14 protein-coding genes are annotated in these 20,975 nt (G+C 72.2%); 9 read left to right on the forward strand and 5 right to left on the reverse strand.

Going from position 1 to position 20,975, the window contains the following annotated elements; translation table 11 throughout:
• The first annotated feature begins 35 nt into the window (after positions 1–35).
• The 5 genes from ACZ63J_RS01600 (at position 36) to ACZ63J_RS01620 (ending at position 7,869) form a co-directional block, all read left to right on the forward strand.
• The gene (locus tag ACZ63J_RS01600; RefSeq protein WP_465339173.1) at positions 36–485 is read left to right on the forward strand and encodes a MarR family winged helix-turn-helix transcriptional regulator; all 450 of its coding nucleotides are present in this window, start codon (positions 36–38) and stop codon (positions 483–485) included.
• Positions 486–659: 174 nt separating this feature from the next.
• The gene (locus tag ACZ63J_RS01605) at positions 660–1,988 is read left to right on the forward strand and encodes an LLM class flavin-dependent oxidoreductase (RefSeq protein ID WP_465408796.1); all 1,329 of its coding nucleotides are present in this window, start codon (positions 660–662) and stop codon (positions 1,986–1,988) included.
• A gap of 12 nt (positions 1,989–2,000) precedes the next feature.
• Positions 2,001–2,576 (forward strand): NADPH-dependent FMN reductase, encoded by a 576-nt coding sequence (locus tag ACZ63J_RS01610; protein ID WP_465408798.1) that lies wholly within the window; start codon positions 2,001–2,003, stop codon positions 2,574–2,576.
• A 217-nt stretch (positions 2,577–2,793) separates the two neighbouring features.
• Positions 2,794–3,786 carry a 3,4-dihydroxy-2-butanone-4-phosphate synthase gene (locus tag ACZ63J_RS01615; RefSeq protein ID WP_465408799.1) on the forward strand — a complete coding sequence of 331 codons (993 nt, stop codon included), beginning with the start codon at positions 2,794–2,796 and terminating at the stop codon, positions 3,784–3,786.
• A gap of 75 nt (positions 3,787–3,861) precedes the next feature.
• Positions 3,862–7,869: a molybdopterin-dependent oxidoreductase gene (locus ACZ63J_RS01620; protein ID WP_465408801.1), complete on the forward strand. Its 4,008-nt coding sequence runs from the start codon at positions 3,862–3,864 to the stop codon at positions 7,867–7,869.
• A 9-nt stretch (positions 7,870–7,878) separates the two neighbouring features.
• On the opposite strand, the gene ACZ63J_RS01625 is transcribed toward ACZ63J_RS01620, so the two are convergent.
• Positions 7,879–9,333 carry a PucR family transcriptional regulator gene (locus ACZ63J_RS01625; RefSeq protein WP_465408803.1) on the reverse strand — a complete coding sequence of 485 codons (1,455 nt, stop codon included), beginning with the start codon at positions 9,331–9,333 and terminating at the stop codon, positions 7,879–7,881.
• Positions 9,334–9,445: 112 nt separating this feature from the next.
• On the opposite strand from ACZ63J_RS01625, the gene ACZ63J_RS01630 reads away from it, so the two are divergent.
• From ACZ63J_RS01630 to ACZ63J_RS01645, 4 genes are all read left to right on the forward strand, one after another.
• The gene (locus tag ACZ63J_RS01630) at positions 9,446–10,234 is read left to right on the forward strand and encodes an FAD binding domain-containing protein (RefSeq protein ID WP_465408805.1); all 789 of its coding nucleotides are present in this window, start codon (positions 9,446–9,448) and stop codon (positions 10,232–10,234) included.
• Complete coding sequence (locus ACZ63J_RS01635; protein ID WP_465408806.1) at positions 10,231–12,960, forward strand: molybdopterin-dependent oxidoreductase; 2,730 nt, start codon at positions 10,231–10,233, stop codon at positions 12,958–12,960. The genes ACZ63J_RS01630 and ACZ63J_RS01635 overlap by 4 nt, the downstream gene beginning before the upstream one ends.
• A gap of 78 nt (positions 12,961–13,038) precedes the next feature.
• Complete coding sequence (locus ACZ63J_RS01640; protein WP_465408808.1) at positions 13,039–14,532, forward strand: aldehyde dehydrogenase family protein; 1,494 nt, start codon at positions 13,039–13,041, stop codon at positions 14,530–14,532.
• Between the two features lie 155 nt (positions 14,533–14,687).
• Positions 14,688–16,433: a cytochrome c biogenesis protein DipZ gene (locus tag ACZ63J_RS01645; protein WP_465408810.1), complete on the forward strand. Its 1,746-nt coding sequence runs from the start codon at positions 14,688–14,690 to the stop codon at positions 16,431–16,433.
• A gap of 13 nt (positions 16,434–16,446) precedes the next feature.
• Here the strand turns inward: ACZ63J_RS01645 and ACZ63J_RS01650 are convergent, their stop codons facing one another.
• From ACZ63J_RS01650 to pstC, 4 genes are read right to left on the reverse strand one after another with little or no spacing between them, the layout of a single operon-like run.
• The gene (locus tag ACZ63J_RS01650; protein ID WP_465408812.1) at positions 16,447–17,973 is read right to left on the reverse strand and encodes a substrate-binding domain-containing protein; all 1,527 of its coding nucleotides are present in this window, start codon (positions 17,971–17,973) and stop codon (positions 16,447–16,449) included.
• Positions 17,970–18,767, reverse strand: coding sequence for a phosphate ABC transporter ATP-binding protein (locus ACZ63J_RS01655; RefSeq protein ID WP_465408825.1), 798 nt, complete (start codon positions 18,765–18,767; stop codon positions 17,970–17,972). Before ACZ63J_RS01655 ends, ACZ63J_RS01650 begins: the two co-directional genes overlap by 4 nt.
• 59 nt (positions 18,768–18,826) lie before the next feature.
• Positions 18,827–19,972, reverse strand: a complete 1,146-nt coding sequence (gene pstA / locus ACZ63J_RS01660; RefSeq protein ID WP_465408814.1) for a phosphate ABC transporter permease PstA — start codon at positions 19,970–19,972, stop codon at positions 18,827–18,829.
• Complete coding sequence (pstC, locus tag ACZ63J_RS01665; RefSeq protein ID WP_465311909.1) at positions 19,972–20,958, reverse strand: phosphate ABC transporter permease subunit PstC; 987 nt, start codon at positions 20,956–20,958, stop codon at positions 19,972–19,974. Before pstC ends, pstA begins: the two co-directional genes overlap by 1 nt.
• Positions 20,959–20,975: the final 17 nt, after the last annotated feature.

The following is a 20,975-nucleotide window of genomic DNA, read 5'->3' on the forward strand; positions in this document are numbered from 1 at the left end:
GCGCCGGGCAATCGGCCGGAAGGTAGGTTCTGACCATGGACGCGCTCGACCTCATCGAGGCCCACACCGCGGTCATGGTGCGCAACTTCGAGCTGCTCAGCCGCCGCACCGACATCTACGACGAGCTCGACCGCGCGGGTTACCTGCTGCTGCGCACGCTCGAGGCGACCGGCCCGGCGGACATCACGACCCTCGCCGCGAAGCTCGGTCTCGACCCGTCGACGGTGGGCCGTCAGGTGTCGGTGATGACCACGGCAGGCCTGGTGGACCGCACCCCGGCCGCGGAGGACCGCCGCCGGAGCATCATCACGGCCACCGAGGAGGGGCGCGGGCGGGCCCAGCGGGTCCACGACCGCCGCCGCCAGAACCTGGCGACGATGTTCACCGGTGTCCCGGAGGACGAGCTGCAGGTGATCGGGGAGTCGTTCGCCCGGTACAACCGCGCGGTCGCCCGGTTCCACGACGTGGGCATGCTGCAGGACTGAGCTCCGCGGATGCGGTGATTTTGGGCCGACGGCTCCGCGGATGCGGCGGTTCGATGTAAGCCGCGCTAACACCAGCCGCCAGAAAGGGCCGCTGGTCGCGGCGGCGGCGCGAACCTAGCGTCGGCAGTGCCACCCGGTCCGGTGGCGCTTCCCCCGACAGCGTGGAGATCCGTCATGCCCGACGAACCCTCGATGATCCTCACCGCGGCGCTCATGCACGGCCTCGGCATGCACACCGGCGCGTGGCTGGCCCGCGACGGCGACGTCGGCGACTACCTTTCGCCGGACATGTACCTCGACATCGCGCGCACGGCCGAAGCCGGGAAGCTGCACGCGTTGTTCCTCGCCGAGCAGATGACGAACCAGGAGGTCGGCACCGAACGCCCGTGCGGCGCGCTCGACACCGTGACCGTGCTCTCGCTGATGGCGGCGGTCACCGAGCGGATCGGCCTGGTCGGCACGGCGTCCACGACGTACAACCAGCCCTACGACCTGGCCCGCCGGTTCGCCACGCTCGACCACCTCTCGCGCGGCCGCACCGGCTGGAACTCCATCGCCACGCAGAACCCGACCGTGGGCGAGATGTTCGGCGGCGGGGCGCACCCCGACCACGAGCAGCGCTACAGCCGGGCCGACGAGTTCATCACCGTCGTCCTGAAGCTCTGGGACAGCTGGGAAGAAGGCGCGCTGGTCGGCGACCGGGAGAACGGCGTCTTCGCCCGCGAAGACCTGGTGCACGAGATCAACCACGTCGGCGAGCACTTCGCCGTCCGCGGCCCGCTGCCCTTCGCGCGGACACCGCAGGGCAGGCCGGTCATCTTTCAGGCCGGCTCGTCCGAGCGCGGGCGCGACCAGGCCGCCCGGTACGCCGACGTCGTGTTCACCGCGCAGCACCTGCTGGAAAGCGCGATCGCGTTCCGCGAGGACATGCGCCGGCGCGCCGCCGAGTACGGCCGGGACCCGGACGGCCTCAAGATCCTGCCCGGCATGTCGATCATCCTCGGCGCGACCGAAGCCGAAGCGCGGCAACGGAAGCAGCACCTCGACGAGGTCTTCGGCACCGGCCCGAACCTGGTCAAGCTGAGCCGCCGGGTCGGCCTGCCGGTGGAGGTGCTCGAACTCGACAAGCCGTTCCCGGCCCACCTGCTCGGGCCCGACGAGGAGTTCACCGGCTCGATCGGGTTCCGCCGCACGATCGTGGAGCTCGCGGTGAAGGAGAACCTGACGGTGCGCGAGCTGATCGCCAGTTACGGCGGCGGGCACCACCAGGTCGTCGGCACCGCCGAGCAGATCGCCGACGTGATGCAGGAACGGCTGGCCGCGGGCGGCGCCGACGGGTTCACCCTGATGATCGACATGCTGCCGTCCGGGGTGCACGACGTCGTCGACATGTTGGTGCCTGAACTGCAGCAGCGCGGCCTGTTCCACCACGACTACGAGCACGCGACGCTGCGCGGCAGCCTCGGCCTGGGCACGCCCGCTCTCGTTCCCGTCGCGGGCTGAAGGGAGCGTCCCATGACGTCCATAGTGGAGCGTCCGCGGATCCTCGGTATCGGCGGAACCCTGCGCGCCGGCTCGACCTCGGAGCGGGCCCTGCGGTACGCACTCGACGCGGCCGCGGCGCACGGCGCCGAAACCGACCTGATCGTCGCCGCGGACCTGACGTTCCCGATGTACGACCCCGACCGCCCCGAGCCGGCCGGCGCCACCCGGCTGCTGGCCGCCGTCCGGCACGCGGACGGCCTCATCGTGTCGACGCCGGGTTACCACGGCGGCACATCCGGGCTGCTGAAGAACGCGCTGGACTACCTGCAGGAGCTGGCGGCAGACCCGGCGCCCTACCTGCACGGCAAAGCGGTGGGGTGTGTGGTGGCGACGGCGGGTTGGCAGGCCGGTGTGACGACGCTGACGTCTCTGCGGTCGACGGTGCACGCACTGCGCGGCTGGCCGACCCCGCTCGGCGTGGTGCTCAACTCGGCGGCGAAGCCCTTCGGGGCGGACGGGCCGGACCCGAAGGTCGCTGCGCAGCTGGAGACGGTTGGGCGGCAGGTTGCGGATTTCGCCCGCGCCCAGGTGGGGAGCGCAGCGTGAGGTTGCCGACGGAACCGGCGACGGCCGTGCCGGTCGGCCCGGCGACGGCCGTGCCGGTCGGGATAGGAAGGCCGCGATCCGTGTCGGCCGAACCGGCGCAGCCGTGCCGGTCGAGGTGGGTGGGCCGCGGTCCGTACCGACCGAGGCGAGCACGCCGCGGTCCGTGCCAGCCGAGGTGAGCACACCGCCTCCCTCACCTGCCGACCCGGCGGCGGCCGTGACCGCCGCGGTCGCGGCCGTCAAGCGAGGCGGCCTCGCCCTCGTGCACGACGAGCACGGCGGCGCCGTCGTCGCCGCGGCAGCCGTCATGACCGGAAAACTGGTCACCGAGCTGGGCGCTCTCGGCCGCGGCCTGCTCTGCTGCGCGATCGACCGTGCCCGGCTCCAAGACCTCCGCATCCCGCCGATGGCCCCCGGCTCCGACCCGGCCGTGCACGTCGGGGTCGACCACCGCGAAGCCCCAGCCGGACTCTCGGCCGCCGGGCGCGCGCAGGCTCTGCGCGCACTGGCCGACCCGGCCTCCGCCGCGTCGGCCTTCCGGCTGCCCGGACACGTCTTCCCGGTCGCCTGCCACCCCCACGGCGTGCTCGGCCACCCGGCGGTCGCCGAAGCCGCGCTCGACCTCGTCCGTCTCGCCGGGCACTGGCCCGCTGCGGCCTTCCGGCTGGTGACCGGGCCGGACGGCGACCCCGCCGACCTGTCCGGGCTACGGATCCGCGCCCGTGGCCTGCCGCTCGTGTCGATCGGGGACCTCGCCGCGCACCGGCAGCACGTCGAACCCCTCGTGGAGCGGGTCACCGAAGCGCGGTTGCCGGTGCTGGGCCGGCGGTTCCGGGTCCTCGGCTACCGGCACCGCGTCGACGGCGGCGAGCACCTCGCGCTCGTCCTCGGTGATCCCGCGCCCGGCGGCAGCCCGGTCGGCGTCCACGCCGAGTGCCTGCTGGGTGACGCCTTCGGCTCGCTCGGGTGCGAGTGCGGCCGGGAGCTGGAGCGCACGCTCGCGCGGATCGCGGCGGCGGGCGCCGGGGTGCTCGTCTACGTCCGGCGTGCGCGGGGACTGGGGGACGTGCTGCGAGCGGGGCCGTCCCGGCACGACGTCGGCCCGGCCGAACGGGCCGTCGCCGCGCAGATCCTGCGGGACGTCGGCGGGGCGGTGCCCGGCGTCACAGTCGCGCACACCGGGAGGCCGCCGTTGTCGGGGCGGACGTAACGTCGCGGTGGAGCCCGCGTCATCCCGGCGTAACACCCGGTTCCTAGCGTCCAGCCAGGACGAGAGGGGTGCGGTGTGACCGGTGCCGCGCGGACGGTGTGCACGTATTGCGGTGTCGGGTGCGGCATCGTGCTGGACGTCGGCGTGGGCGCCGACGGGCGGCCGAAGGTGCTCAAGGCCGCCGGGGACAAGGCGCACCCCGCCAACGCCGGGCGGCTCTGCACCAAGGGCGCGACCAGCGCGGAGCTGTTTTCCGCGCCCGGACGGCTGGACACGGCGTGGGTCCGGCCCGAGCGCGGCGCCGAACCCGTCGCCCGGCCGGTCGACGAAGCGATCACCGAGACGGCCCGGCGGCTGCGCGCGATCCTGGACGAACACGGCCCGGACGCGCTGTCCTTCTACGTCTCCGGCCAGCTGACGATCGAAGCGCAGTACCTCGCGACCAAGCTGGCCAAGGGGTTCGTGCGCACCAACCAGATCGAGTCGAACTCACGGCTGTGCATGGCCAGCGCCGGCACCGGGTACAAGCTTTCGCTCGGCGCCGACGGCCCGCCGGGGTCCTATCAGGACTTCGACCACGCCGACGCGTTCTTCGTGATCGGCGCCAACATGGCCGACTGCCACCCGATCCTCTTCCTGCGGCTGCTCGACCGGCTCAAGACCGGCGCCAAGCTGATCGTGGCCGACCCGCGCCGCACCGCCACCGCCGACAAGGCCGACCTCTTCCTGCAGCTCAAGCCGGGCACGGATCTGGCGCTGCTGAACGGGTTGCTGCACCTGCTGGCCGAAAACGGGCACCTCGACCGGGAGTTCATCACCGAGCACACCGAGGGCTGGGACGACCTGCCCGCCTTCCTCGCGGACTATCCGCCCGCCGTCGTCGCGGAGATCACCGGTGTTCCGGAAGCCGACCTCCGGCTGGCCGCGCGGTGGCTCGGCGAGGCGGGGAACTGGATGAGCTGCTGGACGATGGGGCTCAACCAGAGCACGCACGGCACCTGGAACACCAACGCGCTGGTCAACCTGCACCTGGCCACCGGCACGATCTGCCGCCCCGGCAGCGGCCCGTTCTCCCTGACCGGCCAGCCCAACGCGATGGGCGGCCGGGAGATGGGCTACATGGGACCCGGCCTGCCCGGCCAGCGCTCGGTGCTGGTGCCGGAGGACCGGGCGTTCGTCGAGGACCTCTGGGGCCTGCCGCCGGGCACGGTGCGCACCGACGTCGGCCGCGGGACCGTCGAGATGTTCGAGCAGCTCGGCGACGGGAAGATCCGGGCCTGCTGGATCCTCTGCACCAACCCGGTCGCCTCGGTCGCGAACCGCCGGACCGTGCTCGCCGGCCTGGAGGCCGCCGAGCTGGTGATCACCCAGGACGTGTTCACCGAGACCGAAACCAACTCCTACGCCGACATCGTGCTCCCCGCCGCGATGTGGGTGGAGGGCGACGGCGTGATGGTCAACTCCGAGCGGAACCTCACCCTCGTGCCCCAGGTCGTGCCGCCGCCGGGGGAGGCGCTGCCGGACTGGCAGCTCATCGCGCGGGTCGCGTGCGAGATGGGGTTCGCCGACGGCTTCAGCTACGACAGCGCCGAGGAGGTCTTCGAGGAGATCCGGCGGTGCGGGAATCCCAAGACCGGGTACGACCTGCGCGGTGTCACCTACGACCGGCTGCGCGAGACCCCGGTGCAGTGGCCCAGCTCCACAGTGGACGGTGACGACCGCAACCCGGTCCGGTACCTCAACAACGGCGTCAGCCAGCCGCTCGCCGAACGCGCCGACGGCACCCGGCCGCGGCTCGTGTTTCCCACCCCGAGCGGCCGGGCCGTGTTCTTCGCCCGGCCGCACCTGCCCGCCGCCGAGCTGCCCGACGACGACTACCCGTTCGTGCTGAACACCGGCCGGGTGCCGCACCAGTGGCACACCCTGACCAAGACCGGGACCGTCGCCAAGCTGACCAAGCTCGACCCCGGCCCGTTCGTGGAGATCCACCCGCAGGACGCCGCCGGGCTGGACGTCGCCGAGGGCGACCTGGTCGAGGTCGCGTCACGGCGGGGCCGGGCCGTCCTGCCCGCCGTGGTGACCGACCGGGTCCGGCCCGGCACCACGTTCGCGCCGTTCCACTGGAACGACCGGTACGGGGAGTACCTGAGTGTCAACGCCGTCACCAACAACGCCGTGGATCCGCTGTCGTTCCAGCCCGAGTTCAAGGTGTGCGCCGTGACGCTCGTGAAGGTCGCCGCTGCCGAGCCGCCGCGCCCGGCGAGCGCGCTGGCCGGGGTGTTCGGGCTGGCCGACAGTCCCGCGCCGGTGCTGACCGAGGACGAGCGCCGGTACCTGGCCGGGTTCGTCACCGGGGTCGAAGCCGCGCCGCCGGACGGCGCCGTCCCGGTCCTGCCCGCCGACGCGCCCTTCGGCGCCGAAAACACGTTGTGGGTCAACGGGGTGCTCGCCGGCATGTTCTCGCGGACGGCCGCACCCGCTCCTTCCCGTGCCACCCGGCAGATCGTGGTGCTGTGGGCGTCCCAGACCGGCAACGCCGAAGACTTCGCGACCGGCGCCACCGCCGCCCGGATCGCGCAGCTCGGCCGTGACCTCGCGGTGCTGTGCATGGACGACATCACGCTCGACACCCTGCCGCGCGACGCCGACCTGCTCGTGATCACCAGCACCTTCGGCGACGGCGACGCGCCCGACAACGGAGGCGCTTTTTGGGAGTCGCTGGCCGCGGCCGAGGCGGGCCGCCTCACCGGCACCCGGTACGCGGTGCTGGCCTTCGGCGACTCCAGCTACGACAACTTCTGCGGCCACGGACGGCGGGTGGACGCCCGGCTCAGCGAGCTGGGCGCCGAGCCGCTCACCGAGCGGGTCGACTGCGAACCGGACTTCGACGAGGCCGCCACGCAGTGGCTCGAGACGGTGGCCGGGCTCCTCGCTGCTGCTCCGGTGCTGCCGTCGGAACCGTTGGTGCGCAAGACTTATGGCGAACCGGCGCCGCTGGTCGGGAACCGGTTGCTCAGCCTGCCCGGCGCCGAGAAGGAGGTCCGCCGGTTCACCTTCGACCTCACCGGCACCGGCCTGACCTACGAAGCCGGGGACGCGCTCGGCGTGCTGCCGCGCAACTGCCCGGCCCTGGTCGAGGAGTGGCTGGCCGTCACGGGGCTGGATCCGGACACCGAGGTCGCGCTCGCGGGCGAGGGCGCGGTCCCGTTCGGCGAGGCGCTCGGCCGCTGCCTCGACATCACCCGGATCACCCCGGACCTCCTGCGGTTCGTGGTCGACCGGACCGGCGACCGGGACCTGAAGACGTTGCTGCGCAAGGACAACCAGGGTGAGCTGGCCAAGTGGACGTGGGGCAGGCAGGCGGTCGACGTCGCCGCCGGATTCTCCGTGCGGGCCTCCGCGCAGGAGTGGGCGGACGTGTTCAAGAAGCTGCAGCCGCGGCTGTACTCGATTTCGTCGAGCCCGCTGACCGACCCGGCGCGCGTCAGCCTCACCGTGTCGGTCGTCCGGTACGACACACCCGGCGGGCGGCCGCGCAAGGGCGTCTGCTCGACGTATCTGGCCGATGCCCCGGCCGGGCAGGCCGTCCCGGTCACGGTCCAGCCGTCACCGCACTTCCGGCCGCCCGCCGACCCGGCGACGCCGATGGTCATGATCGGGCCGGGCACCGGGGTCGCGCCCTTCCTCGGTTTCCTCGACCACCGCCGGGCCCGCGGCGACCGGGCGCCGAACTGGCTGTTCTTCGGCGAGCAGCACCGGGAAACCGACTTCTACTACCGCGACGAGCTGACCGGCCTGCACCGCGACGGTGTGCTGACCGAGCTGGACCTGGCGTTCTCCCGCGACCAGCGCGCGAAGGTGTACGTGCAGGACCGGATGCGCGAGCACGGCGCCAAGCTCTGGTCCTGGCTCCAGGACGGCGCCCACTTCTACGTCTGCGGTGACGCGGGCCGGATGGCCAAGGACGTCGACCGCACCCTGCGCGACATCGTCGTCCAGCACGGCCGCCTCACGCCCGACGCGGCTGACGCGTACGTCAAGAAGCTCAGCACCGAGAAGCGCTATCTGCGCGACATCTACTGAAACGCCGGATCAGCAGAGCAGCGCCGCGCGGAGGTCGAGGCGGTCGTCGAGCCGGGACAGGTCGCGGCCGAGGAGCTGCTCGGCCCGCTCGATCCGGTAGTGCACCGTGTTCACGTGGACGTGCAGGGCCCGCGCGGCCTTGGCCCACGACCCGTCACAGGCGAGGAACGCCTCGACCGTCTCCAGCAGGGCCGGGCCGGTGCCGCGGTCGAGGCCGAGCAGCGGTCCGAGCACCCGGTCGCGGAACGCCGCCCGCAGGGCCGGGTCCAGGCCCGACACCAGCGAGCCGAACCCGGTCAGCTCGGCCGCCGACGTCACGACCGTCCCACCGGACCGCGAGACGGCCGCGGCGTGCCGGGCCTGAGCGAGCCCCGCGGGCAGGTCGTCCGGCCCGGGCAGCGCCAAGCTTGTCCCCACCGCGAGCGGCGTCCGCGGGTCACACGCCTGCACCGCCGCCCACTGCCCGGGCCCGGCTCCGGACTGGACGGCGACCGCTTCACCGCGCGGGAGGACGCCGACCGCGCACGGTGACCCGGCCAGTGCCTCGCCAAGAGCGCGCGCCGCGACGGACGCGTCGGCCAAGGTCAGCGTGTGGACCAGGTACGGGCCGTCGCCGGGCAGGCCCGACCGGCGCAGCGCGGACTTGAGCGCGGCTTCGTCGGCACGCGAGGCGAGGGCCGCGGCGAGCCGGTTCGCCGTCCTGCGGTCGGGCTCGAGCCGTTCGTCGGCGGCCCGCCGGAACCGGCCGATCACCTCGGCGATCTCGCGCAGCGCACCGGGCGGGGTGCCGGCCGCGGCCGGGGCGTGCACCAGCCAGGTGTCGTACGGCGACGTGCCGGTGTCCACGCGCAAGGTCGTGCCGACCCGGCGGCGGACGTCGGTCCCGGGCTCGATCGGCGCGGTCGCCGCCGCGGTCCGGGCCAGCACCCGCCCGGTCGGGCTCACGACGTAACAGGCGACGTCACCCAGGGGCGCGCAGGCGGCCGCGAGGACGTCGGCCAGCGGTGCGGCTTCGGCCAGCAGCCGATCGACTTCCCGCCGTGCGGCTTCGGGCAGCGCGGGGCCGGCGGTGGTGTCGAGGCCGCCCCAGCGGCGCAGGTAGACGGCGTCGGTGATGGCGCGGAAGTCGGTGTCGGCCGGCACCGCCAGCAGGGGCAGGTGGTGGCGGGCGCACGCGTCGGCGAGCGCGGCGGGCACGTGCCCGTGGGTCTCCTCCCCGGCCAGCAGCGCCGCGGCGTGGGCGCGCGCGACGGCCTCGGCGAACCGCTCGGCCTTCGCCTCCCCGTCCCGCGGTGACCACCAGACCAGGCCGGTGAGCACGACGTCGCCGGGCCGGACGAACCGCGCCGGGTCGGCCAGGTCGGTGACGGTGACCCCGGTGACGTCCCGGCCGGTCAGGGCGCCGCCGGACCAGACGGGCCGGAGCCCGAGGGCGGGCAGGTCGAGCAGGTCACGCACGCGCATGGTTTGGATGATTCACCAAAGCGGGCGGCTTTTACCAGGTGTTTTCGGTGGTGTTCGCCTCTCGTCGCACGAGCGCGGTGTTGTTTTGCTGGGACGACCCCGAGGAGGTGCGATGGACCTGAACACCGTGACGGCGATCCGTGACCCGCGGCGGCCCGGGTCGTGGCGGCCCGGTGACGCCTGGCTGGCCGGCGGCACGTACCTGTTCTCGGAACCGCAGCCACACCTCACCCGGCTGGTCGACGTGACCCGGTTCGGCTGGCCGGCCATCACCCGGCACAAGGACGGCTCGGTCGAGCTGGCCGCCACCTGCACGATCGCCGAGCTGTCCCGGTTCGCCGCCGGCAGCGGCCTGCCGGTCGCGCCGCTGGTCGAGCAGTGCTGCCGGGCGTTCCTCGCGTCGTTCAAGATCTGGAACCTGGCCACGGTCGGCGGCAACCTCTGCAACGCGCTGCCGGCCGGCCCGATGATCTCCCTGACCGCCGCGCTGGACGGCGTCTGCCTGCTCCGCGCGCTGGACGGCGTCGAGCGCCGGGTCGCGGCGGCCGACTTCGTGACCGGAGCCGGACAGCAGGTCCTGGCGGAAGGCGAGCTGCTGCGGTCGGTGACGCTGCCCGCGGCCGCGCTGCGGCGGACAACGGCGTTCCGGCAGGCCTCGCTCTACGGACTCGGCCGTTCCGGCGTGCTGCTGATCGGCACGCGCGGCCCGGAGTTCACGCTGACGATCACCGCGTCGACCCGGCGGCCGTTCCGGTTCGCCTTCCCGGTTGTTCCCGGCGCCGCCGAGCTGAGCAGGGCACTCGAGACGATCGACGACTGGTTCGACGACATCCACGGCCTGCCCGCCTGGCGCCGGCACCTGACTTTCCGGCTGGCCGAAGAGATCCGGGGTGAACTGTGAGCTTCGAACTCGACGTCAACGGCCAGCACACCGCGGCCGAGCCGCGGCCCGGGCAGTGCCTGCGCACCTACCTGCGCGAGCGCGGCTGGTTCGGCGTCAAGAAGGGCTGCGACGCGGGGGACTGCGGTGCCTGCACCGTGCACGTCGACGGCGTCCCGGTGCACAGCTGCCTCTACCCGGCGCACCGGGCGGACGGCCGGAAGGTGACCACTGTGGAGGGTCTCGCCCGCGACGGCGAGCTGCACCCCGTGCAGCAACGGTTCCTGGACGCCCAGGGTTTCCAGTGCGGGTTCTGCACCGCCGGGTTCCTCATGACGACCGCCGCGCTGGACGACGAGCAGCGGGCCGACCTGCCCCGCGTGCTCAAGGGAAACCTCTGCCGCTGCACCGGCTACCGGGCGATCGAAGACGCCGTCCGTGGGGTCAAACACGTCGAAGAACCGGCCGCGGGGGAGACGGTCGGGCGGAACCTGCCCGCGCCGGCCGGGCCGGAGGTCGTCACCGGCACCGCGCGGTACACGTTCGACCTCGACGTTCCGGGGCTGCTGCACCTGAAGCTGCTGCGCTCGCCGCACGCGCACGCCCGGATCACCGCGATCGACACTTCTGCCGCCTACGAGGTGCCCGGAGTGCATCTCGTCCTGACCCACGAGGACGCGCCGAAGCGGCACTTTTCGACCGCGCAGCACGAACACGTCGAGGACGACCCGGCCGACACACGCGTGTTCGACGACGTCGTGCGCCACGTCGGCCAGCGGGTCGCCGCGGTGGTCGCCGACTCCGAAGCCGCGGCCGAGGAGGGCTGCCGCCGCATCCGCGTCACCTACGACGTGCGGCCCGCGGTCACCGACCCCGAGGCGGCGATGCGGCCCGGCGCGCCGGTGGTGCACCAGAAGGACCCGGCGGTGAGCGGGATCGCGCGGCCGGCGGACAACGTCGTCGCCGAGCTGCACGGGGAGGTCGGGGACGTCGCGACCGGCTTCGCCGACGCGGATGTCGTCTACGAGAACACCTTCCGGACACAGCGGGTGCAGCACGCCAGTCTGGAAACCCACGGCGCCGTTGCGTGGTTCGAGGACGACGGGCGCCTGGTCGTGCGGTCCAGCACCCAGGTGCCGTTCCTGACGCGGCGGGCGCTGTGCGCGCTGTTCGACCTGCCCGAGGACGCGGTGCGCGTGGTGGCCGGGCGGGTCGGCGGTGAGTTCGGCGGCAAGCAGGAGATGCTCGCCGAGGACGTGGTCGTGCTGGCCGCGCTGAAGCTGCGGCGGCCGGTGAAGCTGGAGTTCACCCGCGCCGAGCAGTTCTTCGGCGCGACGACCCGGCACCCGTTCACCGTGCGGGTCAAGGCCGGTGCCAGTGACGACGGCACGCTCACAGCATTGCAGCTGCACGTCGTTTCGGACACCGGCGCCTACGGCAACCACGGGCCCGGGGTGATGTTCCACGCCTGCGGTGAGTCGCTGGCCGTTTACCGGTGCCCGCACAAGAAAGCCGACGCCTATGCCGTCTACACGCACAACGTTCCTTCGGGAGCGTTTCGCGGGTACGGCCTCGGGCAGGTCATCTTCGCCTTGGAGTCCACTTTGGACGAGCTGGCGCACCTGCTCGGCCTGGACCCGCTCGTGCTGCGGGAGCGCAACGTGATCCGCGCCGGCGAGCCGATGGTCGACGCGCACGGCTCGGAGGAGGACCTGCACCTCGCCAGCTACGGGCTCGGCGAGTGCCTGGACATCGTCCGCGCCGCCCGCGACGAGCCCGCGGAGCCCGCGCCGCCCGGCTGGCTCGTGGGCGAGGGCAGCGCACTCGCAATGATCGCCACGGCGCCGCCGCGTGGGCACTTCGCCGACGCCACGGTGTCGCTGCTGCCGGACGGGACCTACGACGTCGCGGTCGGCACGGCCGAGTTCGGCAACGGCACCACGACCGTGCACCGGCAGATCGCCGCGGGCCGGCTCGCCACCACGGCCGAGCGTGTGACGATCCGGCAGTCCGACACCGACGTCGTCCGGCACGACACGGGCGCGTTCGGCTCCACCGGCACGGTGGTCGCGGGCAAGGCCGTCCTGCGGGCCGCGGACGCGCTGGCCGAGCAGGTGCTGGGGTTCGCCGCCGGGCACCTCGGCCTCGGCCGCGCCGCACTCGAGCTCACCGAGGACGCCGTCGAGTTCGGGGAGAACCGGGTGCTGCTCAAGGAACTTCACCAGGCGGCCACCGCGGCGGGCCGGGTGCTGAGCGCCGACGGCCACTTCGGCGGCACCCCGCGTTCGGTGGCGTTCAACGCGCAGTGGTTCCGCGTCGCCGTCGACCCCGGCACTGGCGAGCTGCGGATCCTGCGCAGCGTCCACGCCGCCGACGCCGGGAAGGTGATGAACCCGATGCAGTGCCGCGGCCAGGTCGAGGGCGGGGTCGCCCAGGCCCTCGGCGCGACGCTGTTCGAGCACGTCCGCACGGCCGCCGACGGCACGGTGACTACCGCCGCGTTCCGGCAGTACCGGCTGCCCGCGTTCGCGGACGTTCCGCGCACCGAGGTCCACTTCATGACCACCGACGACGCGCTGGGCCCGCTCGGGGCCAAGTCGATGAGCGAAAGCCCGTTCAACCCGGTCGCCCCGGCGCTGGCCAACGCGGTGCGGGCGGCGACCGGGGTCCGGTTCACCGAGCTGCCGCTGACCCGCGACCGCGTCTGGCTGGCGCTCGACCGGCACGAACGGAGTAACGGGCGCTAGACACACCGTAGGAGCGGTGTTGTGATGGGGATCACGCCGCATGTGCGGGTGTGACTCCAGGTGACGAGGAGGTCACTGATGACTCTGGCCGTGGACGACAACCGCGTCGAAGAGACCGTGAAGCTGCTGAGCCGGAAGCTGCTGATCAACGGCGAGTGGGTGGATTCGGCGTCGGGGAAGACGTTCGAGACGCTCAACCCCGCCACCGAAGAGGTCCTCGCGTCGGTTGCGCACGGGGAAGCCGAAGACGTCGACCGGGCCGTGCGGGCCGCGCGGGCGGCGTTCGAAGACGGCGCGCCGTGGCGCCGGATGACCCACGGCGAGCGGGGCCGGATCATCCACAAGCTGGGGGACCTGATCCTCGAGCACCTGGAGGACTTCGCCCTGCTCGACTCGCTCGACAACGGCAAGCCGTACGCGGTCGCCAAGGCCGCCGACGTGCCGCTGGCCGCGGACCTGTTCCACTACATGTCGGGCTGGGCGACCAAGATCGAGGGCGCCACCATCCCGACGTCGGGCCTCGACCCGAACCGCTACCTCGGCTTCACGCTGCGGGAGCCGGTCGGGGTCTGCGGGCAGATCATCCCGTGGAACTTCCCGTTGCTGATGGCCGCGTGGAAGGTCGGCCCGGTGCTCGCCGCCGGCTGCACCACCGTGCTCAAGCCCGCCGAGCAGACGCCGCTGTCGGCGTTGCTGCTGGGCGAGCTCGCCATGCAGGCCGGGCTGCCGCCGGGCGTGTTCAACATCATCACCGGCTTCGGTGAGGCCGGAGCCGCGCTCGCCGCGCACCGCGACGTCGACAAGGTCGCCTTCACCGGGTCGACCGAGGTCGGCCGCGAGATCGTCAAGGCCGCGTCCGGCAACCTGAAGAAGGTGACGCTCGAGCTCGGCGGCAAGTCCCCGAACGTCGTCTACGCCGACGCGGACCTCGACGCGGCCATCGCCGGCTCGGCGAACGCGATCTTCTTCAACCAGGGCGAATGCTGCGTCGCCGGCTCCCGGCTCTACGTCGAGGACTCGGTCTACGACGAGGTTGTCGCGGGCATCCGCGAGCAGGCCGAGCTGATCAAGGTCGGCAACGGCCTCGACCCGGAGACGACGATGGGTCCGCTCGTGTCACAGGAGCAGTTCGACCGGGTGACCGGCTACATCAGCTCCGGCCGCGACGACGGCGCGACGATCAGCGGCGGCGACCGCGTCGGGGACCGCGGGTACTTCGTGGCCCCGACGGTCCTGACCGAGACGCGGGAGGACATGACGGCGGTGCGCGAGGAGATCTTCGGCCCGGTCGTCGCGGCGGCGCCGTTCAGCGCGGAGTCCGACATCATGCCGACGGCCAACAACACCAACTACGGCCTGGGCGCCGGCGTGTTCACCAAGGACATCGGGAAGGCGTACCGGACGGCGCGGCGCATGCGCGCGGGCACCGTCTGGGTGAACACGTGGAACGTCTTCGACGCGTCGCTGCCGTTCGGCGGGTACAAGGAGTCCGGCTGGGGCCGCGAGATGGGCAGCGCGGTGTTCAACAACTACATGGAGACGAAGACGGTCATCACCGACCTCGGCGGCTGAGCGCCCCTCCCGCGTCCGGTCCCGGCCGGGCGCGGGAGGTCTCCCGTTCCGCACAAGCGGCGAAAAGACCTGTCTGACTCCGCATCTGCGGCGAACAACCGGTGTGAGGACATCGGCGCCCGGCCGGTGTGCCGGGGACGCGGAGGCGTGGGGCTATGTGGACGTTGGTCTTGATCGGCCTGCTGGGGGGCCTGATCACCGGGGTGTCGCCGTGCATCCTGCCCGTGCTGCCGGTGGTGTTCTTCGCCGGCGGCGCGAAACAGCCCGGTAGCGAGCCGGAGGCGGAACCCGCCGGTGATGTCCTCGTCAAGCAGAAGAAGGCGAAGAACCGGCGGCCGTACGCGGTGATCGGCGGGCTGGTCCTGAGCTTCACCGTCTTCACCCTGCTGGGCTCACTGCTCATCAAGGCGCTGAACCTGCCGGACGACATCCTGCGGTTCGTCGGGCTGGTGGTGCTGTCGGTCGTGGGGCTGAGCCTGCTGATTCCGCCGCTGGAACGCCTGCTGGAAAAGCCGTTTTCGAAGCTGCCGCAGCGGAAGGTCAACCCCAACGGCGGCGGCTTCGGTCTCGGCCTGGGCCTCGGGCTGCTCTACGTCCCGTGCGCCGGGCCGGTGCTGACCGCGATCACGATCGCCGCGGCCAACGGCAAGATCGGCCTCGAGACCGTCGCGCTCACCGTGTCGTTCGCCGTCGGCGCCACCCTGCCGCTGCTCGTGTTCGCCTTGGCGGGGGCCAAGATCTCCGAGCGGGTGAAGTTCTTCCGCAAGAACAACGGCAAGGTCCGCGCGATCGGCGGGGTCCTGATGCTGCTGCTGGCCGTCGCGCTGTACTTCGACCTGCCGTCGCTGCTGCAGACCAAGCTGCCGAACTACACCGGTGCGTTGCAGGAGCGGGTGGAAGGCAGTGACGCGATCAGCAAGCTGCGCCTGTCCAGCCTGGGCGACGCTTCCAACCAGGCGCTGGACCAGTGTGCGGACAACACGAACGGCGAACTGCGGAACTGCGGGCCGACTCCCGAGTTCGAGAACATCGACGGCTGGCTCAACAGCGCCCCGCTGACGATGGCCGGGCTCAAGGGCAAGGTCGTCCTGGTCGACTTCTGGACGTACTCCTGCATCAACTGCCAGCGCAGCCTGCCGCACATCAAGGACCTCTACGCCCGCTACCACGCGGCCGGGCTCGAGGTGGTCGGCGTGCACACACCGGAGTTCGCGTTCGAGCACGACAAGGGCAACGTCGAGGCCGCGACCAGGAAGCTGGGAATCCAGTACCCGGTCGCCATCGACAACGAGACGAGCACCTTCAACAACTTCCGCAACCAGTACTGGCCCGCGCGCTACCTGATCGACGCCACCGGGCAGGTCCGGTACCTGAAGCTCGGCGAGGGCGCCTACGACCAGACGGAGAACCTCGTCCGGCAGCTGCTGCAGCAGACCCGGCCGGGGGTCGCGCTGCCGAAGCCGGGCGACCTGCCCGACATCCGGCCGACCGACGAGCGCACCACCCGCGAGACCTACCTCAGCTATGGCGAACTGGCCAAGACCTATGCACCGGGTGGCACCCCGCTCGAGCTGGACAAGGAGACGGCCTACCGCTTTCCGGTGAGCGTCCCCGATCGCAAGGTGGCGTTCGAAGGCACCTGGAGGGTCGACTACCAGAAGGCGACCGCCGGTCCCGGCGCGCAGCTGCGGCTCGGGTACACGGCCAAGAGCACCAACCTGGTGCTCGCCGGTGAGGGCACGGTCACCGTCTCGACCGACGACGGCCGGCCGCCGCGCACGATCCGCGTCACCGGGACGCCGAACCTCTACCGCCTGAGCCAGACCCCCGACCTGCACACCGGGCAGCTCACGCTGACCCTCAGCCCGGGGCTGCAGGCGTACTCCTTCACCTTCGACTGAGCCGGCCGTGCCCTCACGACCGCCGCAGCCGGCGCAGCACGCCGCGGACCACCAGCGGCGCGAGGATCGCCGCGAGCAGCACGAGGGCGGCCCAGCCGCCGATGCCCGGGCCACCGGATCCGTGGTCGTAGGCCGCCGGGGCCGCGTCGCGCCAGTTCTTCGACCCGCCGTTCGCGAGGTCGTCCTCGGCCGACGCGGTCGCGGTCGCGGTGCCGGCGGAGGAGGACGGGCCGGCCGTCTTGCCCGGGCCGCCACCGGGGTTGGTGAGGTTCTTGACCCCGCCGATCTTCTCGAACGGGTCGGGCGGGCTCCCCGCCCCCGCGCCCAGGCTGCCGTGGAACGTCGGGTTCCGGCAGTTGCCCGCGTTGAGCTGCTTCGCGGGTTTGCCGGTCAGCCGGGCGTTGGAGTTCATCATCTCCTGCGACAGGTTGGGCGGCAGCGGGGAGTACCCGATGCGGGCCATGTTCACCTGGCCGTCGCACGCGACGTGCTCGAGGAACCCGGTGATGGTGTCGGTCGTGCCCTGCGCGGGATAACCGCCGCGGCAGGTGTCCCGGCCGGTCGTGCACGGCATCATGATGTAGGAGTACGCCGAGATCGGGTACGTCTTCGGGTCGGCGTTCGCGTAGACGCCGTCGAGCTTCTGGCTCAGGTCCGGCCGCAGCTCCGCCTTCGTCAGCGCGGCGGCGATGTTCTCCGCGAACGGCTGGGTGTACTGGTGCGCCTCGTTCTCCACCCACACGGTCGGCACGTGGTACCGGAGCGCGTAGGCGAACTCGTCGTAGCCGATCGAGAATGGGACGTTGCCGCTCGCGACCGCCGTCGCCATCTGCTCGGAGTCGCCGAACAGCTTGTAGAAGTCGGCGTCGGGACCGCTGTAGGGCAGCTGGATCGGCCGCACGCCGTCGGGGAGCGGGCCGATGCCGGTCCCCTCGTTCCGCTTCACGAAGGCCTTGTACGGCCCGGGCGCGGCGTGGGCGATGAAGTCGTAGAACAACGCGGTGGTGCCGGACTGGCCGGTGCGGCCGATCAGCGTGATCGGCTGGTCCGGCAGGGCCTTGCCGCCGTTGGTGGCGCTGATCGCCGGATCGCTCCAGCGGGTGATGTCGCGGGTGAAGATCCGGCCGATCACCTCCCGGGTCAGGTGGAGGTAGTCGACCTTCTGCCCGCCCGCGTCGGTCACGTTGTACATCACCGCCACCGCGCCGGCGACGTCCGGGACGTACTGGTACCCCCGCTGTTCCGCGGACTGGCCGCCGCCACCGGCCGCGATCAGCGACGTGATCTCGGCTTCGGTGCCGGCGAAGTCCACCGTCCGGTCGCCGTACTGGTTGACGCCGGTGGGGGAGCCGCGGGTCGCGTAGTTCACCGGGATGCCGCGGGAGTTCGCGCCGTTCACCCAGTCCGACATCGCCGGGCCGACGTAGGTCGACCCGGAGCCGGTGACCCGGTCGAGCGCGAGCGCGTCCGGCGCGGCGAACACGGACAGCCCGAGGAGGGTGATCGCGACCGCGGTGAGCGCGGCCAGCCGGTGTTTCATCCGAACCGTCCGTTGACGTAGTCGTGGGTGCGCTGGTCGGTCGGGTCGCCGAAGATCGTCTCGGTCGGCCCGTGCTCGATCACCCGGCCCGGCTCGTTCTCCGCGGCGAGGAAGAACGCGCAATGGTCGGAGACCCGCTGCGCCTGCTGCATGTTGTGCGTCACGATCACGACCGTGACCTCGTGCCCGATCTCCGCGATCGTCTGCTCGATCCGGCGGGTGGACGTCGGGTCGAGCGCCGAGCACGGTTCGTCCATCAGGAGCACGTTCGGCTGCACGGCCAGCGACCGCGCGATGCACAGCCGCTGCTGCTGGCCGCCCGAGAGCGCGCCGCCCGGCGCGCCCAGCCGGTCGCGGACCTCGCGCCACAGCCCGGCGCGCTGGAGGCTCTGCTCGACGAGCGCCTCCTTGTCGTCGCACTTGACCCCGGCCAGCTTGAGCCCGGCGAGCACGTTGTCGCGAATGGACATCGCGGGGAACGGGTTCGGCTTCTGGAACACCATCCCGACCCGCAGCCGGACGTGCTGGGCGCGGGTGCCGTCGGCGTAGATGTCCGTGCCGTCCAGCAGGACCTCGCCGGCGAGGCTCGCCGACGGGACGAGCTCGTGCATCCGGTTGAGGATCCGCAGGAACGTCGACTTGCCGCAGCCCGACGGCCCGATCAGCGCGGTCACCTCGCGCGCGGGCATGCGCAACGAGACGCCCTCGAGCACCAGGCGGTCGCCGAACCAGGCGGCCACTCCGCGCGACTCCAGCTCGGCGGCGCCGGGCGGCGGCCCGCCGGTCAGGCGCACCGCGGGCGCGGGCTCGTCGACAAAACCGTCCACTTCGGACAGTTCGGTGGTGGTGTCGGTCACCGGGTCTCCTGGGATCTTTTCGCGGTGGTGCGCCGGGCCCGGCGCTTCGACCGGTCGCGCCCGGCGATCCGGGCGAGGGCGAACAGGGTGAAGATGAGCAGGATGAGCACGAGCGCGCCGACGTAGCCGCGCTGCTGGACGTTCTCCAGCGGCTCCTTGATGTAGCGGTAGACGAACAGCGGCAGGCTCTCCTGCGGGCCGCCGAGCGGGTTGGCGTTGAGGAACACGGCGCCGAACGAGGTGAACAGCAGCGGCGCGGTCTCGCCCGCCACCCGGGCCACCCCGAGGATCACCGCGGTCGTGACGCCGGTCCGCGCGGTCGGCAGCACGACCGACCAGACCGTCCGCGCCCGGCTCGCGCCCAGCGCGAGCGACGCCTCCCGGAGGCCGTCGGGCACCAGCCGCAGCACGACGTCGATCGTGCGCGTGACGGTCGGCAGCATGACCATCGTGAGCGCCAGCGTCGCCATCAGCCCGCTGTAGCTGAAGAAGCTCACCCCCGCCTGGATGCCGGGGATGATCAGGGCCGCGTAGACGAACAGGCCCGCGACGATCGAGGGCAGGCCGCTCATCGCGTCGACCATGATCCGGACCGGACGGCGGAAGCGCGAGCGCGTCTCGTTGAGGAAGACCGCGGTCAGCAACCCCAGCGGGACGACCAGGACCAGCGTCAGCGCCGTCTGCTCCAGGGTGCCGACGATCGCGTGCAGGCCGCCGGTGGCGGTGACCGGGTCGGTCGGGCCGACGGTGGACATGTCGTGGCCGAAGAAGCTCCACCGCAGGAACGGCGCGCCGTGCACGACGATGTAGCCGAGCAGGAACAGCAGCGGCACCAGCAGGCCCAGCGCCCCGGTGACGACGACGGTGGAGACGAGCCGGTCGGCGGCGGCGAGCCGGCCCAGCCGGTCCCGGGTGACCAGGTACAGCATCCCCAGGTACAGCCCGTAGGCCACGACGAGGTCGGCGAGCCAGCCGGGCGAGGTCAGCAGCAGGTGCAGGACGAACCACGTCAGCAGCACCGCCGACACCGCGCAGCCGAGCGCGGCCAGCCGGTCCTGGGTCGTGGTCGCGGCCGTCCGGCGCTTGACGAGCGGGTGCGGCCGGGTCGCCGGGTCCGCCGGGCGGGGCAGGGTCGCGGTCATCAGGCGTCCACCCCCGCGCCGGACCGGCTGCGCGAGATGATCACCGACGCGGTGAAGTTGGTGGCCAGGGTGAAGACGAACAGCACCAGCCCGGCCGCCATCAACCCGCTCAGCGCCAGCCCGGACGCCCCGGAGTTGTTCGCGATGAACCCGGAGATCGTCGCCCCGCCGAACTGCAGGACGTGCGTCGTGATCTGCGGGACCTGGGGCAGCAGCAGGGAAACCGCGATGGTCTCGCCGAGCGCGCGGCCCAGGCCGAGCATCGACCCGCCGATGATCCCGCCGCGGCCGAAGGGCAGCACCACCGTCTTGACCATGCCCCACCGGGTGCTGCCGAGCGCGAGCGCGGCCTCCTTCTCCCCGGGCGGCGTCTGGGTGAAGACCTCGCGGATGATCGACGTCGTGATCGGCAGCACCATCAGGGACACGATCAGCCCGGCGATGAACATCGAGTTGAGGAAGAGCGTGTTGTCCTGGTGCGCGAACGGCGGGAACCAGCCGAAGTTCTCGGTCAGCCACGACGACACCGGGACCACCTGCGGGCCCAGGAAGCTGAAGCCCCACAGGCCGTACAGCAGGCTGGGGATCGCCGCCAGCAGGTCGACCAGGCCGGTCAGGAAGCCGCGCAGCCTGCCGCTCGCGTACTCGGTGATGTACAGCGCGGCGAGGATCGACAGCGGGATGGCGACGCAGATCGCGATCAGGGCCACCACGACGGTGCCGTAGAGCAGGCCCAGCACGCCGAGGGTGCTGGTGGCGGCGTCGAACTTGACCGTGGTGAAGAAACCGAAGCCGCTGACGTCGAACGCCGGGCCGGAGCGGTACACCAGGAAGAAGCCGATGACCACGAGGATCGCGAGCATGGTGAGGCCGGCGCCCGTGGTCACCCGCCGGAACGCGCGGTCGGCGCGGGAGGGCAGGTCGGCGACGGCCCGCCGGACCGGGGACCCGGAAGGCGGCTCGGGCCGGGGGAGCGCGACGGTCACAGGTGGCCTTTCCGCAC

This window comes from Amycolatopsis sp. NPDC104863, assembly GCF_055582965.1.